26 protein-coding genes are annotated in these 25,177 nt (G+C 69.8%); 17 read left to right on the plus strand and 9 right to left on the minus strand.

What is annotated here, in order from left to right; translation table 11 throughout:
• Positions 1-771 carry an MBL fold metallo-hydrolase gene (locus H7J06_RS07735; protein ID WP_264038135.1) on the plus strand — a complete coding sequence of 257 codons (771 nt, stop codon included), beginning with the start codon at positions 1-3 and terminating at the stop codon, positions 769-771.
• A gap of 60 nt (positions 772-831) precedes the next feature.
• Here the strand turns inward: H7J06_RS07735 and crp are convergent, their stop codons facing one another.
• Together crp and H7J06_RS07745 are read right to left on the minus strand one after the other, a co-directional pair.
• A complete protein-coding gene (gene crp, locus H7J06_RS07740; protein WP_003883807.1) occupies positions 832-1,506 on the minus strand; it encodes a cAMP-activated global transcriptional regulator CRP in 675 nt (224 codons plus the stop codon).
• Positions 1,507-1,603: 97 nt separating this feature from the next.
• Positions 1,604-1,849, minus strand: coding sequence for a hypothetical protein (locus tag H7J06_RS07745; RefSeq protein WP_264038137.1), 246 nt, complete (start codon positions 1,847-1,849; stop codon positions 1,604-1,606).
• Between the two features lie 172 nt (positions 1,850-2,021).
• Here H7J06_RS07745 and nth point away from each other — a divergent pair, with 172 nt between their 5' ends.
• From nth to marP, 4 genes are read left to right on the plus strand one after another with little or no spacing between them, the layout of a single operon-like run.
• A complete protein-coding gene (nth, locus tag H7J06_RS07750; RefSeq protein WP_308205726.1) occupies positions 2,022-2,786 on the plus strand; it encodes an endonuclease III in 765 nt (254 codons plus the stop codon).
• A gap of 15 nt (positions 2,787-2,801) precedes the next feature.
• Positions 2,802-3,458 carry a TlpA family protein disulfide reductase gene (locus H7J06_RS07755; RefSeq protein ID WP_264038138.1) on the plus strand — a complete coding sequence of 219 codons (657 nt, stop codon included), beginning with the start codon at positions 2,802-2,804 and terminating at the stop codon, positions 3,456-3,458.
• Positions 3,458-4,246 carry an NUDIX hydrolase gene (locus H7J06_RS07760; protein WP_264038162.1) on the plus strand — a complete coding sequence of 263 codons (789 nt, stop codon included), beginning with the start codon at positions 3,458-3,460 and terminating at the stop codon, positions 4,244-4,246. Before H7J06_RS07755 ends, H7J06_RS07760 begins: the two co-directional genes overlap by 1 nt.
• Complete coding sequence (gene marP / locus H7J06_RS07765; RefSeq protein WP_264038139.1) at positions 4,243-5,430, plus strand: acid resistance serine protease MarP; 1,188 nt, start codon at positions 4,243-4,245, stop codon at positions 5,428-5,430. Before H7J06_RS07760 ends, marP begins: the two co-directional genes overlap by 4 nt.
• A gap of 2 nt (positions 5,431-5,432) precedes the next feature.
• Here the strand turns inward: marP and H7J06_RS07770 are convergent, their stop codons facing one another.
• Entirely contained in the window at positions 5,433-6,335 is a 903-nt protein-coding gene (locus H7J06_RS07770; protein WP_264038140.1) for an alpha/beta fold hydrolase, read from the minus strand.
• A gap of 74 nt (positions 6,336-6,409) precedes the next feature.
• Positions 6,410-6,910, minus strand: coding sequence for a phage holin family protein (locus tag H7J06_RS07775; protein ID WP_264038141.1), 501 nt, complete (start codon positions 6,908-6,910; stop codon positions 6,410-6,412).
• 204 nt (positions 6,911-7,114) lie between these two features.
• On the opposite strand from H7J06_RS07775, the gene H7J06_RS07780 reads away from it, so the two are divergent.
• Complete coding sequence (locus H7J06_RS07780; protein WP_264038163.1) at positions 7,115-7,783, plus strand: S1 family peptidase; 669 nt, start codon at positions 7,115-7,117, stop codon at positions 7,781-7,783.
• Here the strand turns inward: H7J06_RS07780 and H7J06_RS07785 are convergent.
• A complete protein-coding gene (locus H7J06_RS07785; protein WP_264038142.1) occupies positions 7,780-9,615 on the minus strand; it encodes an NAD(P)/FAD-dependent oxidoreductase in 1,836 nt (611 codons plus the stop codon). The two genes, H7J06_RS07780 and H7J06_RS07785, sit on opposite strands and share 4 nt — an antisense overlap.
• Positions 9,616-9,731: 116 nt before the next feature.
• Between H7J06_RS07785 and H7J06_RS07790 the strand changes: the two genes are divergently transcribed.
• The 3 genes from H7J06_RS07790 to H7J06_RS07800 all read left to right on the plus strand — a co-directional run bounded on the left by H7J06_RS07790 (position 9,732) and on the right by H7J06_RS07800 (position 12,967).
• Complete coding sequence (locus H7J06_RS07790) at positions 9,732-10,829, plus strand: 2,3-butanediol dehydrogenase (RefSeq protein WP_264038143.1); 1,098 nt, start codon at positions 9,732-9,734, stop codon at positions 10,827-10,829.
• Positions 10,826-11,611, plus strand: coding sequence for an acetoin reductase (locus H7J06_RS07795; RefSeq protein WP_264038144.1), 786 nt, complete (start codon positions 10,826-10,828; stop codon positions 11,609-11,611). Before H7J06_RS07790 ends, H7J06_RS07795 begins: the two co-directional genes overlap by 4 nt.
• Positions 11,612-11,683: 72 nt before the next feature.
• Positions 11,684-12,967: a helix-turn-helix domain-containing protein gene (locus tag H7J06_RS07800; RefSeq protein WP_264038146.1), complete on the plus strand. Its 1,284-nt coding sequence runs from the start codon at positions 11,684-11,686 to the stop codon at positions 12,965-12,967.
• A 55-nt stretch (positions 12,968-13,022) separates the two neighbouring features.
• Here H7J06_RS07800 and adh read toward each other — a convergent pair whose 3' ends face one another.
• The 3 genes from adh to acs all read right to left on the minus strand — a co-directional run bounded on the left by adh (position 13,023) and on the right by acs (position 17,959).
• Complete coding sequence (adh, locus tag H7J06_RS07805) at positions 13,023-14,546, minus strand: aldehyde dehydrogenase (protein WP_264038147.1); 1,524 nt, start codon at positions 14,544-14,546, stop codon at positions 13,023-13,025.
• A 98-nt stretch (positions 14,547-14,644) separates the two neighbouring features.
• A complete protein-coding gene (locus H7J06_RS07810; RefSeq protein WP_264038148.1) occupies positions 14,645-15,919 on the minus strand; it encodes a GAF domain-containing protein in 1,275 nt (424 codons plus the stop codon).
• A 90-nt stretch (positions 15,920-16,009) separates the two neighbouring features.
• Positions 16,010-17,959: an acetate--CoA ligase gene (acs, locus tag H7J06_RS07815; protein WP_264038149.1), complete on the minus strand. Its 1,950-nt coding sequence runs from the start codon at positions 17,957-17,959 to the stop codon at positions 16,010-16,012.
• Between the two features lie 155 nt (positions 17,960-18,114).
• Here acs and H7J06_RS07820 point away from each other — a divergent pair, with 155 nt between their 5' ends.
• Positions 18,115-18,861, plus strand: coding sequence for an oxidoreductase (locus H7J06_RS07820; RefSeq protein WP_264038150.1), 747 nt, complete (start codon positions 18,115-18,117; stop codon positions 18,859-18,861).
• 422 nt (positions 18,862-19,283) lie between these two features.
• Here the strand turns inward: H7J06_RS07820 and H7J06_RS07825 are convergent, their stop codons facing one another.
• Complete coding sequence (locus H7J06_RS07825) at positions 19,284-20,141, minus strand: HAD-IB family hydrolase (RefSeq protein WP_264038151.1); 858 nt, start codon at positions 20,139-20,141, stop codon at positions 19,284-19,286.
• A 446-nt stretch (positions 20,142-20,587) separates the two neighbouring features.
• On the opposite strand from H7J06_RS07825, the gene ssd reads away from it, so the two are divergent.
• From ssd to H7J06_RS07860, 7 genes are read left to right on the plus strand one after another with little or no spacing between them, the layout of a single operon-like run.
• Positions 20,588-21,664, plus strand: a complete 1,077-nt coding sequence (gene ssd, locus H7J06_RS07830; RefSeq protein WP_264038152.1) for a septum site-determining protein Ssd — start codon at positions 20,588-20,590, stop codon at positions 21,662-21,664.
• On the plus strand, positions 21,661-22,824 hold the full coding sequence (locus tag H7J06_RS07835) for a TadA family conjugal transfer-associated ATPase (RefSeq protein ID WP_264038153.1): 1,164 nt from the start codon (positions 21,661-21,663) through the stop codon (positions 22,822-22,824). The genes ssd and H7J06_RS07835 overlap by 4 nt, the downstream gene beginning before the upstream one ends.
• Positions 22,821-23,603 (plus strand): type II secretion system F family protein, encoded by a 783-nt coding sequence (locus tag H7J06_RS07840; RefSeq protein ID WP_264038154.1) that lies wholly within the window; start codon positions 22,821-22,823, stop codon positions 23,601-23,603. The genes H7J06_RS07835 and H7J06_RS07840 overlap by 4 nt, the downstream gene beginning before the upstream one ends.
• Positions 23,600-24,166 (plus strand): type II secretion system F family protein, encoded by a 567-nt coding sequence (locus H7J06_RS07845; RefSeq protein ID WP_264038155.1) that lies wholly within the window; start codon positions 23,600-23,602, stop codon positions 24,164-24,166. The genes H7J06_RS07840 and H7J06_RS07845 overlap by 4 nt, the downstream gene beginning before the upstream one ends.
• Before the next feature lie 45 nt (positions 24,167-24,211).
• Entirely contained in the window at positions 24,212-24,430 is a 219-nt protein-coding gene (locus tag H7J06_RS07850) for a DUF4244 domain-containing protein (protein WP_264038156.1), read from the plus strand.
• A 50-nt stretch (positions 24,431-24,480) separates the two neighbouring features.
• Positions 24,481-24,756: a TadE family type IV pilus minor pilin gene (locus tag H7J06_RS07855; protein ID WP_264038164.1), complete on the plus strand. Its 276-nt coding sequence runs from the start codon at positions 24,481-24,483 to the stop codon at positions 24,754-24,756.
• The gene (locus H7J06_RS07860; RefSeq protein WP_372515266.1) at positions 24,683-25,087 is read left to right on the plus strand and encodes an Rv3654c family TadE-like protein; all 405 of its coding nucleotides are present in this window, start codon (positions 24,683-24,685) and stop codon (positions 25,085-25,087) included. The genes H7J06_RS07855 and H7J06_RS07860 overlap by 74 nt, the downstream gene beginning before the upstream one ends.
• Positions 25,088-25,177: the final 90 nt, after the last annotated feature.

The following is a 25,177-nucleotide window of genomic DNA, read 5'->3' on the forward strand; positions in this document are numbered from 1 at the left end:
GTGACGCATCCCGCCTACGGGGAGCTGCGCCGCGTCACCGACACGGCGTCGGTGCTGTTGTGCGACAACCCCGGCCTGATGACGTTGGACGGCACCAATACCTGGGTGCTGCGGGGGCCGGGCAGCGACGAGATGGTGGTCGTCGACCCGGGGCCCGACGACGACGCACACGTCGAGCGGATCGCGGCGCTCGGCAAGATCCCCTTGGTGCTGATCAGCCACAAGCACGGCGACCACACCGACGGGATCGACAAGCTCGTCGACCGGACCGGCGCCGTGGTGCGGTCGGTCGGCAGCGGATTCCTGCGCGGGCTGGGCGGCCCGCTCGCCGACGGCGAGGTGATCGACGCCGCGGGCGTGCGCATCACGGTGCTGGCGACGCCGGGGCACACCGCGGACTCTCTGTCGTTCGTGCTGGAGGATGCCGTGCTGACGGCGGACACGGTGCTCGGCCGCGGCACCACCGTCATCGACAACGAGGACGGCAGCCTCCGCGATTACCTGGAGTCCTTGGCTCGCCTGCGCGGGCTCGGCCCCCGCGCCGTGTTGCCCGGGCACGGACCGGATCTCGACGATCTCGAGGCGGTGACGGCGGCATACCTCGCCCATCGCGAGGAGCGGCTGAACCAGGTGCGCGAGGCGCTGCGGGTGCTGGGCGAGGACGCCACCGCCCGCCAGGTCGTCGAGCGCGTCTACACCGACGTCGACGAGAAGCTGTGGGAGCACGCCGAATGGAGCGTGCAGGCCCAACTGGACTACCTCAGGGCGTGATTTGGGCGTGATTGGTTGCGGTGAACGCGACTGATCACGCCGAAATCGCGGGGGACCGGATTAACGGGCGCGGCGCGCCAGCCGCTCGGAGTCGCTGATCAGAACGCTCTTGCCCTCGAGACGGATCCACCCGCGGTGGGCGAAGTCGGCGAGCGCCTTGTTGACCGTCTCGCGCGAGGCGCCGACCAACTGGGCGATCTCTTCCTGGGTCAGGTCGTGCGTCACGCGAAGGGCGCCGCCCTCCTGGGTCCCGAAGCGCTGTGCGAGCTGCAGCAGCTGCTTGGCGACGCGGCCGGGCACGTCGGTGAAGATGAGGTCGGCGAGGTTGTTGTTGGTGCGACGCAGCCGGCGGGCCAGCACGCGCAGGAGTTGCTCGGCGATCTCGGGGCGGTCGGCGATCCACGCCCGCAACGCATCACGGTCCATCGACACGGCGCGCACCTCGGTGATGGTGGTGGCGCTGGAGGTGCGGGGGCCGGGGTCGAAGATCGACAGCTCGCCGAACATGTCCGACGGTCCCATGATGGTGAGCAGATTCTCGCGGCCGTCCGGTGAGCGGCGGCCGATCTTCACCTTGCCGGAGATGATGATGTAGAGCCGATCGCCGGGCTCACCCTCGGCGAACACCGTGTGCCCACGGGGAAAGTCGACTGGCTGCAGCTGCTTGGTCAGCGCGGAGACCGCAGTCGGTTCCACTCCCTGGAAGATTCCGGCCCTCGCCAGGATCTCGTCCACGTTGCCCCTTAACCCGTCGGAATATGACACCACGAAGGCCACCCTGCGTGGATGGCGAAATCAGTCTAAGCGTTGGTGCCTTCGCGACGTGCCAACGCTACACACGATAGGCGTGCCGAGTCGGCCGAAATTCGGTATTCGACTCGTGGGGGATGATCACCCGCGTCGGCAAACGCCGTGCTGAATTGGTGAATACGCTTTCCCGGCAGACGTCGTCGTACCCGTCGTCGAGCAGTTCGTAGGATACGACGGCACTGCCGCGCGCCGCCGGCTTGGCGCAGTCCGCCTTGGCCTGTTCGAGAAACGCGGTGACGTCCGCGGGGGACACGGTGTCGTCGTCCAAGCCGGCCTCCAAGCGGTCGAGCCCGAATGTCGCCAACATCAGCAACACCGGGATGAACGCTACGAGCAACCAGGACACATGGCGAAGTAAACACGCCGAAGGTCTCGGTGGGATCACGAATTGCCACCGGTCCGCGCTTACACTTATCGGTTGGCTCAGTAGGCTGACGTACGTGGCAACGCGCGCAGTGGTGGCCCCCAAATCCGCCAAGTACGACAACGAAACTCACACCGGTCTGGTCCGGCGGGCACGGCGAATGAATCGCACGCTCTCCCAAGCGTTTCCGCACGTGTACTGCGAGCTCGACTTCACCAACCCGCTGGAGCTCGCCGTCGCGACCATCCTGTCGGCCCAGAGCACCGACAAGGGGGTCAACCTGGCCACCCCGGCGCTGTTCGCGAAGTACCGGACGGCCGCCGACTATGCCGGTGCCGACCGCGAGGAGTTGGAGGCGCTGGTCCGCACCACGGGCTTCTACCGGAACAAGGCCAACTCACTGATCCGGCTGGGCCAGGAGTTGGTCGAACGGTTCGACGGGGAGGTGCCGCGGACGCTCGACGAGCTGGTGACGCTGCCCGGCATCGGCCGCAAGACCGCCAACGTCATCCTCGGAAACGCCTTCGACATCCCGGGCATCACCGTCGACACCCACTTCGGCCGACTGGTGCGCCGGTGGCGGTGGACCGAGCTCGAGGATCCGGTGAAGGTCGAGTTCGCGATCGCCGACCTCATCCCGCGCAAGGAGTGGACGCTCCTCAGTCACCGCGTGATCTTCCACGGCCGCCGGGTGTGTCACGCCAAGAAGCCCGCCTGCGGCGTGTGCGTGTTGGCCAAGGACTGCCCGTCGTTCGGGCTCGGCCCGACCGATCCGCTGGCCGCCGCCGCATTGGTGAAGGGCCCCGAGACCGAACACCTGCTGGCACTGGCCGGTCTGTAGAGCCTGCCGGACTTCATGCGCGCATCCACCCGATGGACCGTGGCGGGACTGGTCGTCGTCGTCGCCCTGGTGGTCGCGTTGTGGCGCGAGATGGGGGCCGAGGACCCGGCCGGCGACACCGGCGGTGGTCTGTCCGCGAGCGCCGCCAGGGAGCACCGTGACGCCGACACCGCGGCGGCGCTGGCGGGCCCGCGCGCGAAGGCAGACTTGCCGCCGTGCCCGGCGCCGTCGAGCGGCCCGGGTCCCGCGGCCTTGACCGGCGTCGTCGTCGAGTGCGCCGCCGACGGCAGTCGCGCGGACGTCGGTGCCCTCGTCGCGGGCCGCAACGTGGTGCTCAACCTGTGGGCCTACTGGTGTGGGCCGTGCGCCGACGAACTGCCCGCGATGGCGGAGTACCAGCGGCGGATGGGACCGGCCGTGACGGTGCTGACCGTGCACCAGGACGAGAACGAGACCGCCGCGCTGCTGCGCCTGGCCGAACTCGGCGTCAGGCTTCCGACCCTGCAGGACGGTCGACGGCTCGTCGCGGCCGCCCTGCAGGTGCCCAACGTCATGCCCGCCACCGTCGTGCTGCGCTCGGACGGTACGGTGGCCAAAATCCTGCCGCGTGCGTTCACCAGCGCCGATGAGATCGCAGCAGCGGTGAATCCAGCGATGGGAGTGCGCGGTTGATCTCCAACGGTGACGGGGGACCCCCTGCTGCCCTCGATGCCGCAGCAGCCCCGTCCTGGCTAGCGCCGCTGCTCGACAACGTCGCCGACGTGCCCCGCGCCTACCGCGAGCGGGTGCCCGCCGACGTGCTCGCCGCCATCACGGTCGCCAACACCGCGGCCACGTTGACCGGAACCAAGCGTGACGCCGCGGTCCTGGTGCTGTTCTCCGGGCCGTTCGACTCACCGTCGGGTGGTGTGCCGCCCGACGCCGACCTGCTGCTCACCGTTCGGGCGTCCACGTTGCGCCAGCACGCCGGCCAGGCCGCCTTTCCCGGCGGAGCCGCCGATCCCGGTGACGGCGGTCCCGTCGGCACCGCGCTCCGCGAGGCCAACGAGGAGACCGGCGTCGACGTGACGCGGTTGCAGCCCCTCGCCACGCTCGACCGGATGTTCATCCCGCCGTCGGGCTTCCACGTCGTGCCCGTGCTGGCCTATTCACCCGACCCCGGCCCGGTCGGCGTCGTCGACGAGAGCGAGACGGCGATCGTCGCCCGCGTTCCCGTCCGTGCCTTCGTCAACCCCGAGAACCGGCTGATGGTGTACCGCAAAGAAAACACCACCCGGTTCGCCGGGCCGGCGTTCAAGCTCAACCAGATGCTGGTCTGGGGTTTCACCGGCCAGGTGATCTCGGCGATTCTCGACGTCGCCGGCTGGGCGCAGCCGTGGGACACCGACGACGTGCGCGAACTCGACGTGGCAATGGCGCTCGTCGGCGGCGGCACCGATTACCGTGAGGGCCCACAATGACTTCGTCGCAGTGGCTCGATCTGGCCGTCCTCGCCATCGCCTTCGTCGCCGCCATCTCCGGTTGGCGGTCCGGGGCACTTGGCTCGTTGCTGTCCTTCGTCGGGGTGATCCTCGGCGCCGTGGCAGGTGTGCTGCTGGCGCCGCACGTCGTCGGTCACGTCGACGGGGCGCGGACCAAGCTGTTCGTGGCACTGTTCCTGATCCTCGGGCTCGTCGTGATCGGTGAGATCGCCGGCGTCGTGCTCGGCAGGGCGGTGCGCGGCGCGATCCGCAACGGCGGGTTGCGCACCATGGACTCCGTGGTCGGCGTGGCGCTGCAGCTGGTCGCGGTCCTGGTGGCGGCCTGGTTGCTCGCCACCCCGCTCACGTCCTCCGATCAGCCCAATCTCGCAGCGGCCGTTCGTGGTTCGCGCGTGCTGTCGACGGTCGACCAGGCTGCGCCGGCCTGGTTGAAGCGGGTCCCGACCCGGTTGTCGTCGCTCCTGGACACCTCAGGGCTGCCCGACGTGCTGCAGCCGTTCGGCCGGACCCCGATCGTCAACGTCGACGCGCCGGACGCCGCCCTGGCGACCGACCCCGTCGTCGCGGCCACCCAGCCCAGTGTGCTGAAGATCCGCGGCGTGGCCACCAGCTGCCAAAAGGTGCTCGAGGGCAGCGGTTTCGTCGTCGCGCCCAATCGGGTCATGTCCAACGCGCACGTGGTGGCGGGCTCGGAGAGCGTGACCGTCGAATCCGAAGGGAAGACCTACGACGCGACGGTCGTGTCGTACGACCCGAACGCCGACATCTCCATCCTCGACGTGCCCGACCTTCCGGCGAAGCCACTGGAGTTCGACATGCAGGAGGCGGCGACGGGCACCGACGCGTTGGTGATGGGGTATCCCGGCGGCGGTGAGTTCACCGCGACACCCGGTCGGATCCGCGAGATCATCCAGCTCAACGGGCCGGACATCTATCACACGACGACGGTCACCCGCGAGGTGTACACCATCAGGGGCACTGTCCGCCAGGGCAATTCGGGTGGTCCGTTGATCGACAAGGACGGCAAGGTGCTCGGTGTGGTGTTCGGCGCGGCGGTCGACGACGCGGACACCGGCTTCGTGCTCACCTCCACCGAGGTGGAGAAGCAGATGGCGAAGGTCGGCAACACCCAGCGGGTGTCCACCGACACCTGCATCTCCTAGCGTCAGGCGCCGTTGACGTCGGCGAGGAACCTGGTCAGCTGCTCGTTGACGAGCTCGGGATTCTCCTCGTGGGCGAAATGTCCCGACCCGGCGATGGACACGTACCGCCCGTGCGGGACCAGTCGCTGCGTGCGGCGCACCGGATCGGCGAGCACGTAGGGGTCGGCGTCGCCGCGCATGTGGAGCACGGGCACCGACAGCGGCCGCTTCATCGAGCGCATGAAGCGGCGTCCCTCCCCGCGGAGCTGGCTGCGGACGGCCCAGCGCTGGTACTCCAGCGCGGAGTGCGCCGCCGACGGGATCTGGATCGCCCGGCGCAGGTACCGGATCGTCTCGGAGAAATCCTGTGAGACAAGCCAATTCGCGCCGGCTCGGCTGCGGACCACCACCTCGAGCTCGGCGGCGTCGTCACGCGTCAGCGACCGCTCCGGCCAGACGGGCACCTGATAGCGCATCATCCACGGCAGCAGTGCCATGCCCTGATCGCGACGGGTCAACGCCGACGCGCGCAGCGCGACCGGATGCGGCGAGCTGACCACGGCGATGGAGCGCACCACCCGCGGGTGCAGCACCGAGGTGGCCCAGCACACCAGTCCGCCGTCGGCGTGCCCGACCAGCGTCGCGGTCTCGTGCCCGAGCGCGCGCACCAGGCCCGCGGTGTCCCCGGCCAGCGTCCAGCCGTCGTAGCCGCGCGGCGGCTTGTCGCTGCCGCCGTACCCCCGCAGGTCGACCGCCACCACCCGTGCCCCCCGAAGTCCGCGGAGCTGGTGGCGCCAGGACCACCAGAACGACCCGAAGCCGTGCAGGAGGATGACCAACGGTTGCTCGGCGGAGCGGTCTGCGTCGTCGCTCGTCGGGTTCGCCTCGACGACGTGAAAGCGGATTCCGTTGGCGTGCACGTCCATGTGCCGCCACGGGCCCGCGATGCGCGTGACCGACGGATCGGGGGGCGGCTGTTTGATACCGCCGCTCCGGATCACTACCAGCCGGAGGGATCTGCCGTCGGCGCGTCCGGCTTTGCCGGGGTCTTGTCGCCGCCGGGCACCAGCGCGACCCGCGCCTCCTTGACCGATTGGATGGTCTTCTGTGGGCCCCTGATCCGGCGGACCTTCAGGTAGCCGAGGAACGCCAGCGCGCCGGTCGTCAGCAGCATCAGGCCGAAGACGATCAGGTCCGCCGCCCACTTCTGCAACCACAGGTCCAACAGGTCCGCGACGAAGAAGAAGAAGAAGAACGTCGAGTAGAACAGGACGACGAGGGCGAGGACGAAGTAGACGCTACCCGTCAGGCCCTTCTTGACGTCCCGAGTGATCTCGGCGCGCGCCAATTCCACCTCGGCACGCACCAGCGTGGACATCTGCGCCGTCGCATCCTTGACCAGGTCGCCCACGGAGGGGTCGGGCTTCGGTGCGTGCGGATCCACCAATGGAATCGAGGTCACCGTCGTCGGAACGCCGCTCTTGCGGTCGCCATTGCTCACGGACACGTCCTCCCCGTTCGATGTACAGTCCCGCAGTTCATGGGGTTCGGCGCCCATGTTGCCATGTCGCGGCCCGTGCAACGATTCCGGCCGACGTTAGACTGGCGGCGCTTGGCCGTCGGCCGGGGCAGTGCCGGAGGAGGTTTCTTGCAGTTCGTACGAAGTCATCGGAGTCAGTTCGTCCTGTCCGCACTCTTCGTCGTCCTGGTAGCCGCCCTCACCACACCGCACCCCGCGGTCTCCCACGCCGAGGACAAGGTGGTCCTCGGGGGTGGGTCGGGAATCGTGATAGACGGCGACACCTTCTGCACCCTGACCACCATCGGCAACGACTCCAAGGGCAACCTGATCGGCTTCACCTCCGCGCACTGCGGAGGGCCCGGCGCGCAGGTCGCTTCCGAGCGCGCCCAGTCCAGCGGCGTCGTCGGCACGATGGTCGCGGGCAACGACGGTCTCGACTACGCCGTGATCCAGTTCGACCCCGCGAAGGTGCAGCCGGTCAACTCGATCGACGGCTTCGAGATCGACGGCCTCGGACCCGATCCGGTGTTCGGTGAGAACGCCTGCAAGCTCGGCCGCACGACGGGCCAGTCGTGCGGCGTCACGTGGGGTCCGGGCGACAAGCCCGGCACCATCCTCAACCAGGTCTGCGGCCAGCCCGGCGACTCGGGTGCCCCGGTCACGGTGAACAACATGCTGGTCGGCATGATCCACGGCGCCTTCAGCGAGGACCTGCCGACGTGCGTGGTGAAGTTCGTCCCGCTGCACACCCCGGCGGTCACCATGTCGATGACCGCGGTGCTGGCCGACATCAACGCGAAGAACCGACCGGGCTCGGGTTTCGTCCCGGTCGGTGCCGCGCCGTCGGCCTAGCTCAGGTGATGGACGTCCTGTAGCCCGTACACCGGGGTGGGCAGGCCTTCGTGGCGTGCCTTGAGCTGCAGGGCCAGATACAACGAATAGTGCCGGGACTGATGCAGATTCCCGCCGTGGAACCACAGGTTCTCCTGCTGCGTCGGCTTCCACATGTTGCGCTGCTCGCCCTCCCACGGGCCCGGGTCCTTCGTCGTCCCGCTTCCCAGACCCCAGACCTTGCCGACCTTGTCGGCGACGTCCTGGCCGATGAGGTCGGCCGCCCAGCCGTTCATCGAGCCGTACCCGGTGGCGTAGACCACGACGTCGGCGGGCAGCACCGTGCCGTCGGTGAGCACCACCGCGTCCTCGGTGAGCTTCTCGACCTGACCGTGGGCCAGCTTGATGGTGCCGTCGGCGACCAGGTCGCAGGCACCGACGTCGATGTAGTAGCCCGACCCGCGGCGCAGGTACTTCATGAAGAGGCCGGAATCGTCGTCGCCCCAATCCAATTCGAAGCCGGCGGCGGTCAGCCGGTCGTAGAACTCCTTGTCGCGCTCGCGGATGGCGTCGTAGATCGGAATCTGGAACTCGTGCATGATCTTGTACGGCAGCGAGGCGAACGTCAGATCGGCCTTCTCGGTCGTCATGCCCGACGCCACGGCCCGCTCCGAGTAGAGGTCGCCGAGGCCGATCTCCATCAGGGAGTCCGACTTCACGATGTGGGTCGAGGAACGCTGCACCATCGTGGTGTCCACGCCGTTCTCGACGAGCGCCTTGCAGATGTCGTGCGCCGAATTGTTGGACCCGATCACCACGGCGCGCTTGCCGACGTAGCCGTCGGGGCCGGGGTGGGCGCTGGAGTGGTGCTGCTCGCCGCGGAACACGTCCTGACCGGGCAGCGTCGGAATGCTGGGCTTGCCGGACATGCCGGTGGCCAGCACCAGCTGCGTGGGATGCAGCGTCAACCGCTCCCCGTCGCGGTTGATCTCGACGGTCCACTGCTTTTCGGCCTCGTCGAAGGAGGCGGACAGGCACGTGGTCTTCGACCAGTACGGGACCTCCATGACCCTGGTGTAGAACTCGAGCCAGTCGCCGATCTTGTCCTTGGGCGCGAACACCGGCCAGTTCTGCGGGAAGGGCATGTACGGCAGGTGGTCGTACCAGACCGGGTCGTGCAGGCACAGCGACTTGTAGCGCTTGCGCCACTGGTCGCCCGGGCGTTCGTGCCTGTCGACGACGATCGCGGGCACGCCGAGCTGGCGCAGCCGCGCGCCGAGGGCGATGCCGCCCTGGCCGCCGCCGACCACCAGGGCGTAGGGCTGCTCGCTGCGGCCCAGGGCCCGTTCTTCGTCCGCGCGCTTCTCCGCCCACGACCGGGTGTCGGCGTCGGAGCCGTGCACGGCGCCCAGCACCCGGGTCACGCCCTTGCGCTCCTCGTAGCCCTTGAGCTCCTGCATCGCCGTCAGCAGGGTCCACGCCAGGTCGTTCCCGTCGGCGCCGGTCTTCAGGCGCAGGTGCCCGGTGCCGCGGCCCACCGCGGTCTCGAACTCGATGAACGCGCTGGCGACGTCCCCGTCGGCGGTGGGTTCCTCACGCGTGCGGAACCCCGACGGGCTGGTCTCGGCAAGCCGCGCGGTCAGCATGTCCGCGACGCCGTCGCGACCCTCGACGGTCTTGAGGTTCCAGGTGAAGGAGACCAGGTCGCGCCAGAAGCAGTCGACGGCGAACATCGCCACCACCCGCTCGACGTCGCGCACCGCCAGGGCCGCCTCGAAGTCGGCGAGCCACGCGTCGACGCGGGCCTGGGGCGAGAGGGCCGCGGAGGCCGGCTTTTCAATCGTGTCAGTCATGTGACTCAGAGCACACCACGGCGGGCACCCGGCGCAAGGGTTGCAGCGGGTTGCACGCGGGGATGCAACGGAGTGCAACTCTTTCGGACGTGGTCCGCGTCACATAGACATGGCCCATGAGAGCAGCTGTGTACTACGGACCCAACAAACTCGAGGTCGCCCACGTCCCCGAACCGCACCCGACGCCAGGCACCGTCAAGGTCCAGGTCGGGTTCAACGGGATCTGCGGCACCGACCTGCACGAGTACTACGCGGGCCCCATCTTCATCCCGACGTCGCCGCACCCGCTGACCGGACAGCAGCTGCCGCTGACCATGGGGCACGAGTTCTCCGGCGTCGTCACCGAGGTGGGCGACGGCGTCACGGACTACGCGTCGGGCGACCGGGTGGCCGTGATGCCGCTCTACCGGTGCGGGCACTGCGGGCCGTGCCGGGCGGGGAACTACAACATCTGCCAGCAGATCGGCTTCCACGGGTTGATGTCCGACGGCGGCATGGCCGAGTACACCGTCGTGCCGACCGACATGCTGCACCGCCTGCCCGACAACGTGTCGATGGAACTCGGCGCCCTCGTCGAGCCGATGTCGGTGGCCTACCACGCCGCCACCCTGGGGGTCGGCGGGCAGGAGCGGAGCGACCCGGGAGGTGTTGGCGCGAACGCCGACGGCACCTCGATGGTGTTCGGCGCCGGCCCGATCGGCATCGGGCTGTGGTTCGCGTTGCGCGGCAAGGGCGTCGAGGACGTCTTCGTCGTCGAACCGTCGGCGACCCGGCGGGCGTCGATCGAGGCGCTCGGTGCGCGCACCCTGGATCCGACCGCGGTCGACGTGCCGGCCTTCATCGCCGACCACACCAACGGCGCGGGTGCCGACTCGGTGTTCGACGCCGCCGGCGTGGCGCCCGCGGTCGAGACGGCGCTCGCCTGCGTCGGGGCACGCCGGCCGATGGTCAGCGTCGCCATCTACGAAAAGCCGCTGACGACACCACTTCTCAACCTGGTGATGAACGAGTCCCGGATCCAGGGTTCGCTCTGCTACACCGCCGCCGACTTCGAGGCCGTCATCGCCCTGATGGCTCGGGGCACGTACGACACCACCGGCTGGGTGACGTCGATCGCGCTGGACGACGTCGTCGACGAGGGTTTCGAGGCGCTGCACGCGGGCACCAAGATGAAGGTCCTCGTCGACCCCTCCATCGCGGGCGGGGCGTCATGAGCGGACCGCTGACCGGCAAGGTCGTACTGATCACCGGCGCCGGACGGGGGATCGGCCGCGGCATCGCGCTGCGGCTGGCTCGCGACGGTGCGGACGTCGCGCTGGTCGACCTCGGGCCCGACGGCATCTCCGCGGTCGCCGAGGAGATCACCGAGATCGGCTCCAAGACGACGACATTCGTCGCCGACGTGAGTGACCGAGACCAGGTGTTCGCTGCCGTCGACCATGCGGCGTCCGCCCTGGGCGGGCTCGACGTGATGGTGAACAACGCCGGCATCGCGCTGGTCGCCCCCCTGCTCGACACCAGGCCGGAGGACGTCGCCAAGATCTGGGCCGTCAACGTCGACGGGGTGCTGTGGGGCATCCAGGCCGCGGTCACCAAGTTCAAGGAGCTGGGTCACGGCGGCAAGGTCGTCAACGCCTCGTCGATCGCCGGTCACGACGGGTTCGCCATGCTCGGCGTCTACAGCGCGACCAAGTTCGCCGTCCGGGCGCTGACCCAGGCCGCGGCCAAGGAGCACGCCGCCGACGGCATCACCGTCAACGCGTACTGCCCTGGCGTCGTCGGCACCGACATGTGGGTCGAGATCGACAAGCGCTTCGCCGAGCTGACCGGTGCCGCCGAGGGCGAGACGTACGACAAGTTCGTCGGCGGCATCGCGCTCGGCCGCGCGGAGACTCCCGACGACGTGGCGGGCTTCGTGTCCTACCTGGCCGGACCCGACGCCGACTACATGACGGGGCAGGCGGGCCTGATCGACGGTGGGCTGGTGTATCGATGAGCGCTCGTGCGAACAGTCGACGGTCCGAGCGGTAATGGCATTTGGATGTGATCGGGAGCACAATCAGGGGTGATGCAAGACCTTTCCTCTCCCGAACCGGCCGTCGCGGTCGGCGAGGACCCGCGCCACTACGCGCGGCTGATGTCGGCCGTCTACGACGCGACGATGTCCGGCACTCGCGCCCCCGCCCGCCCGCGGTCGGTCATCGAGGATTCCTGGCAGCGCATGATGGCCAACGGGCTTGCGCCCGACCGGTTGTCGGCGCCGGTCGTCGAGCTCGCCGGCCTCGAGATGCTGCGCAAGTCCTCGGGGTTGCTCGGCGTCCTCGACGAGGTGTCGCGCAATCTGGAGTCGCTGATCGCCGACGGGGACAACATCCTGGTCGTCGCCGACGCGCTAGGCCGGGTGCTGTGGCGAAGCGGGTCTGCCTCGGTGCTCAACCACGCCGACCGGCTGGGCTTCGTCGAGGGAGCGCACTGGGGTGAGAGCGCCGTCGGCACCAACGCCATCGGGACCGCGCTGGCCTCCAACCGCGCGGTGCAGGTGTTCTCCGCCGAGCACTACCAGCGCAGCCATCACCCGTGGACGTGTGCCGGAGCGCCGATCAAGGACCCGCGCACCGGACAGGTCATCGGCGTCGTCGACGTCTCCGGCCCGGCGACGACGGTGCACCCGACGACGGTCGCGTTGGTCGACGTCGTCGCCCGGCTCGCCGAGTCCCGGCTGCGCGAACAGCACGACCAGACCCTGAACCGGTTGCGGGCGGTGGCCGCGCCGATCCTGGCCCGCATCGGGGCGCCCGCACTCGCCGTCGACCACGACGGGTGGGTCGCCGCGGTGGACTCGGTGCCACTGCACAACCGGATCCTGCTGCCGGCGGACATCACCCCCGGCCGCGCGTGGGTGCCGCCACTGGGAATGTGCGTGATCGAATTGCTGCCCGGCGGTTGGCTGGTGCGCCCCACCGACGACGACGCCACCCCCGGCATCTCCCGCGTCACGCTCGACGTCCGCGACTCGGGGGCGCCGTCGCTGGAAATGGTCGGTCAGTTCGGCTGCTGGCGGCACGACATCTCGCCGCGCCATGCCGAAATCCTGCTGATCCTCGCCACCCACCGCGACGGTCGGTCGGCACCCGACCTCGCCGACGACCTCTACGGCGACCGGTCCCGGGTGGTGACCGTGCGGGCCGAGATGTCGCGCCTGCGACGGCAACTCGCCGGCCTGGTGCACGGCCGTCCGTACCGCTTCCCGCCGGCGGCGGTGGTCGACGTCTGCTACCCACCGGACCGCACCACGCTGCTCGCCACGTCGACGGCGCCGGCGATCCGGGCCATGCGCTTCCCGCCAACGTGAAGAAGTGCGCGAGATCTCGAGCATTTCTCGCGCACGTCTTCACGTTCGGCGGGGGTTAGAAGAAGCCCTGCGCCTTGTTGCCGTAGGACACCAGCAGGTTCTTGGTCTGCTGGTAGTGGTCGAGCATCATCTTGTGGTTCTCGCGGCCGATGCCGGACTGCTTGTAGCCACCGAACGCCGCGTGCGCGGGGTAGGCGTGGTAGCAGTTGGTCCACACGCGACCTGCCTTGATGTCCCGACCGGCCCGGTAGGCGGTGTTGCCGTCACGGCTCCACACGCCTGCGCCGAGACCGTAGAGGGTGTCGTTGGCGATCGAGATCGCGTCGTCGTAGTCGGTGAACGACGTGACGGCGACGACGGGGCCGAAGATCTCCTCCTGGAACACCCGCATCTTGTTGTTGCCCTCGAAGATCGTCGGCTGCACGTAGTAGCCGCCGGCCAGTTCGCCACCGAGCTCGGCACGCTCGCCGCCGGTGATGACCTTGGCGCCCTCGTCCTTGCCGATCTCGATGTAGGACAGGATCTTCTCCAGCTGGTCGTTGGAGGCCTGGGCGCCGATCATCGTCTCGGTGTCCAGCGGGTCGCCCTGGCGGACGGCCTTGGTGCGGATCGCGGCCTGGGTGAGGAACTCGTCGTAGATGTCGGCCTGCACCAGGGAACGCGACGGGCAGGTGCACACCTCGCCCTGGTTGAGGGCGAACATCGTGAAGCCCTCCAGCGCCTTGTCCTGGAAGTCGTCGACCTGGGCCATGACGTCGGAGAAGAAGATGTTGGGGCTCTTGCCGCCCAGCTCCAGGGTGACCGGGATCAGGTTCTGCGACGCGTACTGCATGATGAGGCGCCCGGTCGTGGTCTCACCGGTGAAGGCGATCTTCGCGATCCGGTTGCTCGACGCCAGCGGCTTGCCCGTCTCGACGCCAAAGCCGTTGACCACGTTGACCACACCGGCGGGCAACAGGTCCCCGATGATGGACATCAAGTAGAGGATCGACACCGGGGTCTGCTCGGCGGGCTTGAGGACCACCGCGTTGCCCGCGGCGAGCGCGGGAGCGAGCTTCCACACCGCCATCAGGATGGGGAAGTTCCACGGGATGATCTGGCCGACCACGCCAAGGGGCTCGTGGAAGTGGTAGGCGACGGTGTCCTCGTCGATCTGGGACAGCGAACCCTCTTGTGCGCGAAGCGCTCCGGCGAAGTAGCGGAAGTGGTCCACGGCCAACGGGATGTCGGCGTTGAGGGTCTCGCGGACGGGCTTGCCGTTGTCCCACGCCTCGGCGACGGCGATCGACTCGAGATTCTGCTCGATGCGGTCGGCGATCTTGTTGAGGATGTTGGCCCGCTCGGCGGGTGAGGTCTTGCCCCAGGCGGGGGCGGCGGCGTGGGCGGCGTCCAGCGCCTTGTCGACGTCGGACTCGTCGGACCGCGCCACCTCGCAGAACGTCTTGCCCGTGATGGGCGTCGGGTTCTCGAAGTACCGGCCTGCCGTGGGTGCCACCCACTCGCCGCCGATGTAGTTGTCGTAGCGGGACTCGAAGGACATCAACGAGCCTTCGGTGCCGGGCCGCGCGTAAACAGTCATGGGTTCCTCTCCAACGAACGGGGCGACATCACCACTCGAAAAGTGTGTCGGTCGTCACTGAAGATAGGCCAAGAGGGGTTGCATCACGGTTGCATGCGTCACCCGAATTCGAAGTCCAGACCGGCGAGGTGTCCACCCGCCCTGGCGCGCTCCATCGGCTCGGTGCGGACGCTGTCGTGCAGCAGGCGCCAGCCGTCACGGTCGTCGGAGCCCTCCGGCAGCTGCAACCATCGGCGCAGCAGCCCGAGATCGCGGGTCGCGACGACCGCCCCGCGCAGGCTGGCACTCAGCTCGGTGCGCAGCCTCCCGATGGCCGGGGACACCGACTTGCTCAGCAGCGGTCCGGCGTACGCGTCGAGCGCCGACGCCACGTCACCGCGGGCGAGGGCGTCGAAGACCTCGGCGAGATCGCTCGAGAACGGCGCCGTCAGGCGGTAGGGCCGCGACGACAGCAGATCGGGTCCGACGACCCGGCGCAGCCGCGACATCTCGGCTCGGACGGTCACGACGTCGAGGTGCCCGTCGTCCAGCAGCGTGGCGAGGTGGTCGGCGCTGAGTCCCTCGGGGTGCCTGCTCAACAGCACCAGGATGTCGGCGTGCCTGCCGGTGAGTGCGACGCGGGTGGGCCGACCGTTCGCGTCGGTGCTCTCCCACCGGGGGCGGTCGGCGCCGAGCACCCGCAAATGGTCTGGGCCGGAACGGGATTCGGCGCGGAGCGGCTCGGTGAAGCGCAGCAGTGCGAGATGGTTCTCGACGGCGACGACGGTGGCGCGGACCAAGGCGAGGGTCTGGGCCGAGGACACGTCGTCACCGCCGGTGAGGTCGATGGCCCCGATCAACGTCCCCGTCACGGGATCGTGCACCGGAACCGCCGTGCAACTCCACGGTTGGACCAGTCGGGAGAAGTGCTCGATGCCGCGGATCTGCACCTCGGCGTCCAGCGCCAGCGCGGTCCCCGGGGCGTTGGTGCCCGCGCCGCACTCGCTCCAGTCGGCGCCGGGAACGAAGTTCATCGATTCGGCCCGACGGCACGCCGTGGTGTCACCCTCGACCCACAGCAGAGTGCCGTCCGCCGCACTGACGGCGACCATCACCCCCGACGACCGCGCGTCCTCCACCAGCAGCCGTCGGATGACCGGCAACGCCGACGCCAGGGGATGAGCCGCCCGCATCCGGGCCACGCTGAGCGCCAGGTCCGAGGACTGCGCGCCGCCGCGGTCGGGGTCGACGCCCCTGGCCAGGCTGCGCTGCCAACTCTCGACCACGACGCGGCGCAACGGGGTCGACGCCAGATAGGAGCCGTCGACCTCGCCCGCGACGAAGAGATCGTGGACCGCGCGCACGCTGGCGTCCGACGTCTTCGATGAACTCACCGGTGATCACGCTCCTCGCGGGGCGCGTCGACGCCCCACGTGAGAGCCACGATAGACCCGTCGGCCGCCGAACGGCCCCGTCTTTCGGCCCTACTTGCTGGCGCGGATGGCCTCGAAGACGCTGGGGTCGACCAGGGTGGAGGTGTCGCCAAGCTCGCGGCCCTCGGCGACGTCGCGCAGCAGGCGCCGCATGATCTTGCCGCTGCGGGTCTTCGGCAGCTCGGGGACGACGTGGATCTCGCGCGGCCTGGCGATCGGGGAGATCTCCGTGGCAACCTGCTTGCGCAGTTCGTCGACCATGTCCTCCTCGCCGCCCTTCGCCGAGGCCTTCAGGATGACGAACGCGCAGATGGCCTGGCCGGTCTGTTCGTCGGTGGCGCCGACGACGGCGGCCTCCGCGACCCCGGAGTGTCCGACCAACGCGGACTCGACCTCGGCGGTGGAGATCCGGTGTCCGGAGACGTTCATGACGTCGTCGATGCGGCCGAGCACCCAGATCTCGCCGTCCTTGCCGTAACGGGCACCGTCACCGGCGAAGTACCAGCCCTGCTCGGCGAAGCGTGACCAGTAGGTCTCCTTGAAGCGTTCGGGGTCGCCCCAGATGCCGCGCAACATCGACGGCCACGGCTTGTCGAGCACCAGGTAGCCGCTGGCCTGCTCGCCGTGGTCGGTGCCCGGCTCCAGCTTGTTGCCGTCGTCGTCGACGATGATCGCGGAGATGCCCGGCAGCGGGGTCATGGCCGACCCCGGCTTGGTGTCGGTGACGCCGGGGAGCGGCGAGATCATGATGGAACCGGTCTCGGTCTGCCACCAGGTGTCGACGATCGGGGTCTGGTCGGCGCCGAAGACGGTGCGGTACCAGCGCCACGCCTCGGGGTTGATGGGTTCGCCGACCGAGCCGAGCAGCCGCAGACTCGTCAGGTCGTGCTCGGCGGCGATTTGGCGGCCCAGCTTCATGAAGGTGCGCACCAGCGTCGGAGCGGTGTAGTAGATGGTGACGCCGTACTTCTCGATGATCTCGAAGTGCCGGTGCTCGGTGGGCGAGGTAGGAGTGCCCTCGTAGACGACTTGGGTGACGCCGTTGGAGAGCGGCCCGTAGACGATGTAGGTGTGCCCGGTGACCCAGCCGATGTCGGCGGTGCACCAGTACACGTCGGTGTCGGGCTTGACGTCGAAGACGTTGACATGGGTGTACGACGACTGCGTCAGGTACCCGCCCGTGGTGTGCAGGATGCCCTTGGGCTTGCCGGTCGTGCCCGAGGTGTAGAGCAGGAACAGCGGGTGCTCGGCGTCGAATGCCTCGGGCTCGTGCTCCGTCGACGCGCCGTCCATCACCTGGTGCCACCACAGGTCGCGGCCCTCGGTCCAGCCGACGTCGATTCCGGTGCGCTTGACCACCAGCACGTGCTCGACGCTGTCGGACCCCGTGACGGCTTCGTCGACCGCTTCCTTCAAGGAGGCGGCCTTGCCGCGGCGGTACTGACCGTCGGTGGTGATGACCAACTTCGCCTCGGCGTCCTCGACGCGGGCCTTCAGCGCTGACGCCGAGTACCCGGCGAACACCACCGAGTGCATCGCGCCGAGCCGGGCGCAGGCCAGCATCGCCACGATGGCCTCGGGCACCATCGGCATGTAGATGGCAACGCGATCGCCGGCGACCAGGCCCAGTTCGGTCAGGACGTTGGCGGCCTTGCAGACCTCGTCCTTCAGCTCGGCGTAGGTGATGGTGCGTTGGTCGTCGACCGGCTCGCCGACCCAGTGAATGGCGACCCGGTCGCCGTTGCCCGCCTCGACGTGGCGGTCGACGCAGTTGTAGGCCACGTTGAGCTTGCCGTCGGCGAACCACTTGGCGACCGGTGCCTCCGACCAGTCCAGGACCTCGGTGAACGGGGTCTGCCAACTCAGCCGGTTGGCCTGCTCGGCCCAGAAGGCAAGCCGGTCGGCTTCCGCCGCGTCGTAGAGGTCGGCGGTCGCGTTGGCCTGCTCGGCGAAAGCGGCCGACGGCGGATAAGAGGTCGCCACGGAGTCGTTCTGTGCCATGAACGTGAGCGTAGTCACCACCGGTGTCGGGCAAGGAGACAACTCACATCGGCGGCTGCGGACGGCACCCGGTGAGCGACGAACGCGCACGTGGACGGGTCCAACGGTCGGCGACCCCGCGCCGATGCGCCGCGCCGGGGCACTAGCGTGTCCTCGTGGCCGCTCCCGATCCCCTTGCCCCACTGGCGGAACTGCCGGGGGTGGCCGACGCCGGTGAAGAGGCCCGCGAGGCGCTGGCCCTGGCGCATCGCCACAAGGCGAACAGACGGGGGTGGCCCGCCACGGCGGCAGAGGCCGCGATGCGGGCCGCGCGGGCGTCGTCCGTCCTCGACGGCGGATCGCTGGTGCTGACGCCCGGCGAAGGACCCGACCCGGTGCTGGCTGGCGCGTTGCGCGTCGCCGAGGCGCTGGAAGGTGGGGCGTCTTCGCTCATCGGGGTGTGGCAACGCGCGCCGCTGCAGGCCATCGCGCGGCTGCACGCGCTGGCCGCCGCCGACCTGACCGACGACGACCGGCTCGGCAGGCCACGCGCGGACGCCGGGGTCGGGCGTCGCCTCGAGATGCTCGCCGACGTCGTGACGAGCACGCGTGTTCCGGCCCCGGTGCTCGCCGCGGTGGTCCACGGTGAACTGCTGGTGCTCGCGCCCTTCGGCGTGGCGGACGGGGTGGTGGCGCGGGGCGTCTCGCGGCTGGCCACCATCGCCAGCGGGTTGGACACGCGCGGCCTCGGCGTGCCCGAGCAGTTCTGGATGCAGAAGCCCGGCGACTATCGGGCGGCGGCCCGGGGATTCGAGTCGGGCACCCGCGAGGGTCTCACCGCGTGGCTCGTCAACAGCTGTCACGCCCTGAGGGCGGGCGCCCGCGAGGCCTTGGCGATCGCCGAGGCCTCGACCAAGAAGTGACGCCAGCAAAATGAAGCGGGCGACGCCCCGAAGTGATTCGGCTCGCCGCCCGCTAGCACGGAACTCCGGATACCATGCGTGCTTCGTGGGTTGCGTGGGTGGCCTCGGCGTTCTTGCGATGCGCTACGGCTGCTGACCCCACCCAAGGGATCCTCGCTTGGCGTCCGCTATTCGCAATTACGCAGGCCCGCAACACTTTTACCATTATCGCGGTATGTGCTCCGCGTGGGTTCGCAGGCTCCGTGCTGGGATGCCTCTGTCGGGAGTGCGAACCTTCTCTTCTGGTTCGCACTTGGCCTCGATCGGCTTCCGTGACTCCTTTGTACTCCGTGACCGCGGTCACATCAAGGGCCAATTCGGGCGAGTCGCCAGATCGTTACGCCACGGCGTCAGCAACCGTGTTCCGAGTAGTCTTTGCGCGCTTAGAAGGCGAACCGGCGCAGCAACGAGTAGGTCAGTGCGCCGGCGGCCAGCGCGCTGACGCCGACGGCGACCGACGTGGCGACGGCGGCGCCGGAGGGGGCGCCGATGCGTTCCCGCAGGGACACCGCTCGGGAGAACGTCAGTACGGGCCAGTCCCTGCCGAGTGCCTCCCGGCGCAGCGCGCGGTCGGGATTGACGACCGTGGGGTGACCGACCGCCTCCAGCATCGGCAGGTCGGTGATCGAGTCGGAGTACGCGTAGCAGTGGTCCAGCGCGTATCCCTCACGGGCGGCAAGCTCGTGAATGGCCTCGACCTTGCCCTCGCCATAACAGTAAAAGGCCACTTCGCCGGTGTACTTGCCGTCCTCGACGACCATGCGGGTCGCCATCGCGTGCGTTGCGCCGAGGGCCTTGGCGATCGGTGCGACGATCTCCTCGCCCGACGCGGACACGACGACGACGTCACGGCCACAGAGTTTGTGGTCGGCGATGAGGTTGGCGGCTTCGACGAACACCAGGGGGTCGACGATGTCGTGCATGGTCTCCCCGACGATCGACTTGACCTGGTCGACGTTCCACCCGGCGCACATCGTGGTGATGTAGGAGCGCATCCGGTCCATCTGCTCGTGGTCGGCGCCCGACATGTGGAAGAGGAACTGCGCGTAGGTCGACTTGAGCACCGCTTGCCGGTTAATTAGACCCTGGTCGAAGAAGGGTTTGCTGAAAGCGAGCGTGCTCGACTTGGCGATGATCGTCTTGTCAAGATCAAAGAATGCGGCGGTGCGGACCGGGGCATCGTCACGAGCCGCGGAATGCGGCTCTGTCGGGCCCGCCGAGGCGGCGCCGGAAGCGGTCACGGTGCCAGCATATGCGTCGGGCGTGTCGGGTGAGGTGCCCGCCGCAGCGAAGTGGCAGTGTCCGCCAGCTGTCCCCTTGGGTAACTTTCCAGGTCACCGTACGATTTCATTGGAGATTCATAGGGTGTAGATGACTTGCGCTCGCCCACATTGCCGTGTGTATAGTGAGCATTACTCGGCTTATGCCGGGTGTGCATCAGCCCGACCCCCCGGGGCTGATACACGACGACCTCCGCCTCCTCCCCCCTGGCGGGGTCGTCCCTTTTTCTGGGCAAGTGCGTCAGTGTCTCCCCGTCGTTGACCCGGGGGACGTGACAGCCTCCCTCTCGAGTTTGCGCGGCGTGGCCCGCGCCCAAGTAGTCCACAGACGCCCCTTCATCCACAGGTGGGCCTCGATTGACGGCTCGGGGCCGGTGGCGCGTCCGTCGTAGCCACACAGTGGGGACATGAGTTCGAGCAACGGCATCCTCGCCGTGGTCGTCGACGCTTCCCTCGGCCGCGAAGTCGACCGCGTCGCGGCGGCGGCAGGCGTGCGGGTCGTCCACGTCGACGAGCCGTCCAGTCGCAGGGTGTGGCTGGCGGCCTCGGCCATCGTGCTCGACCTCGACGGGGCCCAACGGTGCGCCGAGCTGGGCCTGCCGCGCCGAGACCGTGTCCTGGTCGTCGGTGCCGCGGCGCCGCATCCCGATCAGTGGCACGTCGCCCTCTCGATCGGCGCTCGACGCGTGGTGTCCCTACCCGCCGAGGAGGTGGCGTTGGTGTCGGAACTGGCCGACGCGGCCGAATCGGCTGGCGACGACGGCCGACGAGGTGCGGTGCTGGCGGTCGTCGGCGGATGCGGCGGAGCGGGTGCGTCGGTGTTCGCGACGGCCCTGGCCCATTGCGCGCCCAAGGCCCTGCTGGTGGACGTCGACCCCTGGGGCGGCGGGATCGATCTCACCCTGGGCAGCGAGCGGGACGCCGGTCTGCGATGGCCCGAACTGGCCCTCGGCGGCGGCCGGGTCGGGTATCCCGCGCTGGCGGCGGCACTGCCCTCGCGGCACGGCATCACGGTGTTGTCGGCGGGGCAGTCCGGCGGTGAGATCGACGCCGGCGCGCTCGCGGCGGTGGTCGACGGCGGCTGCCGCGCGGGCGTCACGACGGTCTGCGATCTGCCCCGCCGGGCGACGCCGGCGGTCGGAGCCGCCCTCGACGCGGCGGACCTCGTCGTCCTCGTCGCCCCCGCCGACGTCCGATCCTGCGCCGCCGCGGCCGCGGTGGGGCGGTGGCTGACCGAGGCCAACCCCAACGTCGGGCTCGTCGTGCGGGGTCCCGCGCCCGGCGGGCTGCGGTCTGCCGACGTGTCCCGCATCGTCGGACTTCCGCTCTTGGCGGCGATGCGGGCCCAACCCGGCCTGGCTGCCGAACTCGAGCGCGACGGGCTCCGGCCACGACGGCGCTCACCCTTGATGTCGGCGGCCCGGCGGGTGCTCGAGGTGCTGCAACGCCAGCCCGGCGCGACGGACGAACGGATGGTCGCATGAACGCTTCGCTGATCGAGCGGGTCCGGGAGCGCCTGGCAACCGAGTCGGGTCCGCTGCTGCCGAACGTGGTCGCCGAGGCCATTCGCGCGGAGTCCTCCGGGCTGCTCGGCGAGACCGATCTCCTGAGCAATCTGCGCGTGCTGCAGACCGAGTTGACCGGCGCCGGGATCCTCGAGCCGCTGCTCTGCGCCGAGGGGACGACGGACGTCCTGGTGTCGGCGCCCGACTCGGTGTGGGTCGACGACGGTCGTGGACTCCGCCGGAGCGCCGTCCGCTTCGACGACGAGGCGGCGGTGCGCCGACTGGCCCAACGGTTGGCGCTCGCGGCGGGTCGCCGCCTCGACGAGGCGCAGCCGTGGGTCGACGGTCAGCTTCCAGGACTGGGCGCGGGCGGGTTCACCGTGCGGCTACACGCCGTGCTTCCCCCGATCGCGCCAGCGGGGACCTGCCTGTCGCTACGCGTGCTGCGACCGGCCACCCAGGACCTCGCGGCGCTCGTCGCCGCCGGTGCGATCGCACCCGAGGCGGTCCCCGTGGTCGGCGACGTGATCGCGGCGCGGCTGGCGTTCCTCGTCTCGGGGGGTACCGGCGCGGGAAAGACGACGCTGTTGTCGGCGGCGTTGGGTGCCGTCGCCGCGGGCGAGCGCATCGTGTGCGTCGAGGACGCGCCCGAGCTCGCACCCCGTCATCCGCATCTGGTCAACCTCGTCGCCCGCTACGCCAACGTGGAGGGCGTCGGCGAGGTGACCGTCCGCGACCTCGTCCGGCAGGCACTGCGGATGCGGCCGGACCGCATCGTGGTGGGGGAGGTGCGCGGTGGAGAGGTCGTCGACCTGCTGGCCGCGCTGAACACAGGCCACGACGGCGGCGCGGGCACGGTGCACGCCAACAGCCCGGCCGAGGTACCCGCCCGTCTCGAGGCCCTCGCGGCGGTCGGTGGGCTGGACCGGGCCGCGCTGCACAGCCAGCTCGCCGCCGCGGTCCGGGTGGTGCTGCACGTCGGACGCGACCGTGCCGGCACCCGTCGCCTGGAGGAGATCGCGGTGCTTCGCAGAGGTACCGACGGCCTCGTCGCCGCGGTCACCGCGTGGCACGCCGATCGAGGTTGTGGCGACGGCATGGACCCGTTGACGGCCCTCGTGTCGGGGCGCCGCTCGTGACGGTCGCGGCGCTGATCCTGGCCGTGGCGCTGATGATCGCCCCCGGGCAGCCACGTCACCGGCTCGGTGCTGCCCGGTCACCGCGGCGGCCCCGTCGTAGCGCCGTGCTGGTGGGATGTGCGGTTGCCGTCGGCACGTCGGCGGTGCTGGCGCCCGTCACCGCGACCGCGGCCGCCGTGGTGGTGCTGGCGTTGATCGCGGTGCGCCGCAGGAGTTCCCGCGCGAGGGCCCGCCGCGCTGCGGAGGCCGCCGCGCTCCAGGGAGCGTTGGGCGTACTGGTGGGGGAGCTGAGGGTGGGGGCGCATCCCGTGGTCGCGTTCGAGAGCGCCGCGGCCGACGTCGGTGGCCAGGTCGCGGACTCGCTGCGCGCGGTCGCGGCCCGAGCCCGCCTCGGGGCGGACGTGGCCGCCGGATTGCGTTCGGTGGCAACGCAATCGACGGTGCCGCAGTATTGGGAGCGGCTGTCGGCCACCTGGCTGCTGGCCCAGAGTCAGGGCCTGGCGATCGTCGCGCTCATCCGTGCTGCGGAACGCGACATCGTCGAGCGTGAACGCTTTGCGTCCGGGGTGACTGCGGGAATGGCGGGTGCGCGGGCCACCGCGACGATACTGGCGGGGCTTCCCGTTCTCGGCGTCGGACTGGGGCACGCGATCGGCGCTGAGCCGCTGCGGTTCCTGCTGTCCGGCGGTGCGGGCGGGTGGTGCCTCCTGATCGGTGTGACACTCGCCAGCGCCGGGTTGTGGTGGTCCGACCGCATCATCGATCGAGTGCTCGGATGAGCGTCGCCGCAATGCTCTTGGCGATGGCGGTGCTGCTCACCGGCGGCCGCGTGCGCACCGCACGGCCGGTTGCGGCCCCGTTGCCGGCCACCTCGGCCGGGAATGCGGACGATCCGCTCGCGGTGGCATCCGCCCTGGACGTGTTCGCCGCCTGCCTGTCGTCCGGAATGGCCGTTGCGGGTGCGGCGAGGGCGACGGCGCCGTTCGCGCCGAAGGAGTTGGCCGAGGTGCTCGACCATGCCGCAGACCTGTTGGCCCTGGGCGCCGACGCGGCGACCGTTTGGTCCACCGCGGACCCCGCGGGCGAGCCCCGCGTGGAAGCGCTGTGCCGACTGGCACGTCGGTCCGCGTCGTCGGGAAGCGCTCTGGCCCAAGCGGTGTCCGATCTCGCCGACCAGTCGCGGCGGGACGCGGCGGACTCCGCCCGGGCGGCGGCAGAACGTGCGTCGGTGCTGATCGCGGGTCCGCTCGGCGTCTGCTATCTGCCGGCCTTCGTCTGTCTCGGGATCGTCCCCGTGGTGGTCGGTCTGGCCGGTGACGTCCTGCAGTCGGGCGTCTGGTGAACCGAATCGTGGCGCGCGGAGACACCGCGAGTCCTGGGAGGGTGAATGGAGACAGAAGTGTTGCAGAGCAATGTGTTACGACGGTTGCGCACACGCCTGGTGTTGCTGGCGGTCGACGATTCCGGGATGTCCACCGTCGAGTACGCCATCGGCACGATCGCCGCGGCGGCGTTCGGGGCGATTCTCTACACGGTGGTGACCGGCGACTCGATCGTCAACGCGCTGACCAACATCATCACCCGGGCGCTGAACACCAACGTCTAGGTGGTGACCGGGGTGGTGTCACCGTCGAGGCGGCGTTCGCGGTCGCCGCGCTGGCGGTGGTCCTGGTGCTGTGCGTCGGCGGGCTCGCCGCGGTCGGCATGCAGGTGCGGTGCGTCGACTCCTCGCGAGAGGCCGCACGGCTGGCCGCCCGTGGTGACCAGGGCGCCGCCTCGGACGTGGTGCGCCGAGGCGGGCCGGCGGGGGCGCAGTTGGCGCTGCGTCGCGACGGCGGGTTCGTGGTGGCCAGGGTCAGTGCACGCTCGGTCCTGTTGCCGGGCGTCACGATCAGCGCGGAGGCGGTGGCGGCCGTCGAGCCTGGGCTCTGATCGCGGCGCAGCCAGCGTGGTGGCTGCGGCGATGATGGCCGTGCTTATGGCCATGACGGTGGGCGGGGCGATGGTGGGCTCGGCGGTGGTCGCCCGGCATCGTGCCCAGGCCGCGGCCGATCTGGCCGCGCTGGCGGCGGCGGGGCGGCTGACGTCTGGGCCGCAGGCGGCGTGCGCGTCGGCGCAGTCACTCACCGCGGCGATGTCGGCGTCGATGGCGGGCTGCACCGTCGACGAGCTCGACGTCGTGGTGACCGCGGAAGTGGCGGTGCGGCTCGGGCGCTGGGGCGTGCACGTGGCGCGCGCGAGCGCCCGCGCGGGGCCGGCGTGAGCTGGCATCGAGTGTGCTGACAGATCGAAGACTCACTCGATTGGGCGATCTCCCAGCACGCTCGATGCGCGTGGGGGTGGACGCGCGGGG

The organism is Mycolicibacterium hodleri (assembly GCF_025822245.1).
Lineage (GTDB): Bacteria > Actinomycetota > Actinomycetes > Mycobacteriales > Mycobacteriaceae > Mycobacterium > Mycobacterium hodleri.

Coding starts and splice junctions, on each gene's coding strand:
- H7J06_RS07770 (WP_264038140.1), bottom strand. CDS start 6,335: ATGGACGTGCACGCCAACGGAATCCGCTTTCACGTCGTCGAGGCGAAC.
- H7J06_RS07800 (WP_264038146.1), top strand. CDS start 11,684: ATGCAAGACCTTTCCTCTCCCGAACCGGCCGTCGCGGTCGGCGAGGAC.
- marP (WP_264038139.1), top strand. CDS start 4,243: ATGACTTCGTCGCAGTGGCTCGATCTGGCCGTCCTCGCCATCGCCTTC.
- H7J06_RS07835 (WP_264038153.1), top strand. CDS start 21,661: ATGAACGCTTCGCTGATCGAGCGGGTCCGGGAGCGCCTGGCAACCGAG.
- H7J06_RS07785 (WP_264038142.1), bottom strand. CDS start 9,615: ATGACTGACACGATTGAAAAGCCGGCCTCCGCGGCCCTCTCGCCCCAG.
- H7J06_RS07795 (WP_264038144.1), top strand. CDS start 10,826: ATGAGCGGACCGCTGACCGGCAAGGTCGTACTGATCACCGGCGCCGGA.
- ssd (WP_264038152.1), top strand. CDS start 20,588: ATGAGTTCGAGCAACGGCATCCTCGCCGTGGTCGTCGACGCTTCCCTC.
- H7J06_RS07850 (WP_264038156.1), top strand. CDS start 24,212: ATGGAGACAGAAGTGTTGCAGAGCAATGTGTTACGACGGTTGCGCACA.
- H7J06_RS07790 (WP_264038143.1), top strand. CDS start 9,732: ATGAGAGCAGCTGTGTACTACGGACCCAACAAACTCGAGGTCGCCCAC.
- H7J06_RS07845 (WP_264038155.1), top strand. CDS start 23,600: ATGAGCGTCGCCGCAATGCTCTTGGCGATGGCGGTGCTGCTCACCGGC.
- acs (WP_264038149.1), bottom strand. CDS start 17,959: ATGGCACAGAACGACTCCGTGGCGACCTCTTATCCGCCGTCGGCCGCT.
- adh (WP_264038147.1), bottom strand. CDS start 14,546: ATGACTGTTTACGCGCGGCCCGGCACCGAAGGCTCGTTGATGTCCTTC.
- H7J06_RS07755 (WP_264038138.1), top strand. CDS start 2,802: ATGCGCGCATCCACCCGATGGACCGTGGCGGGACTGGTCGTCGTCGTC.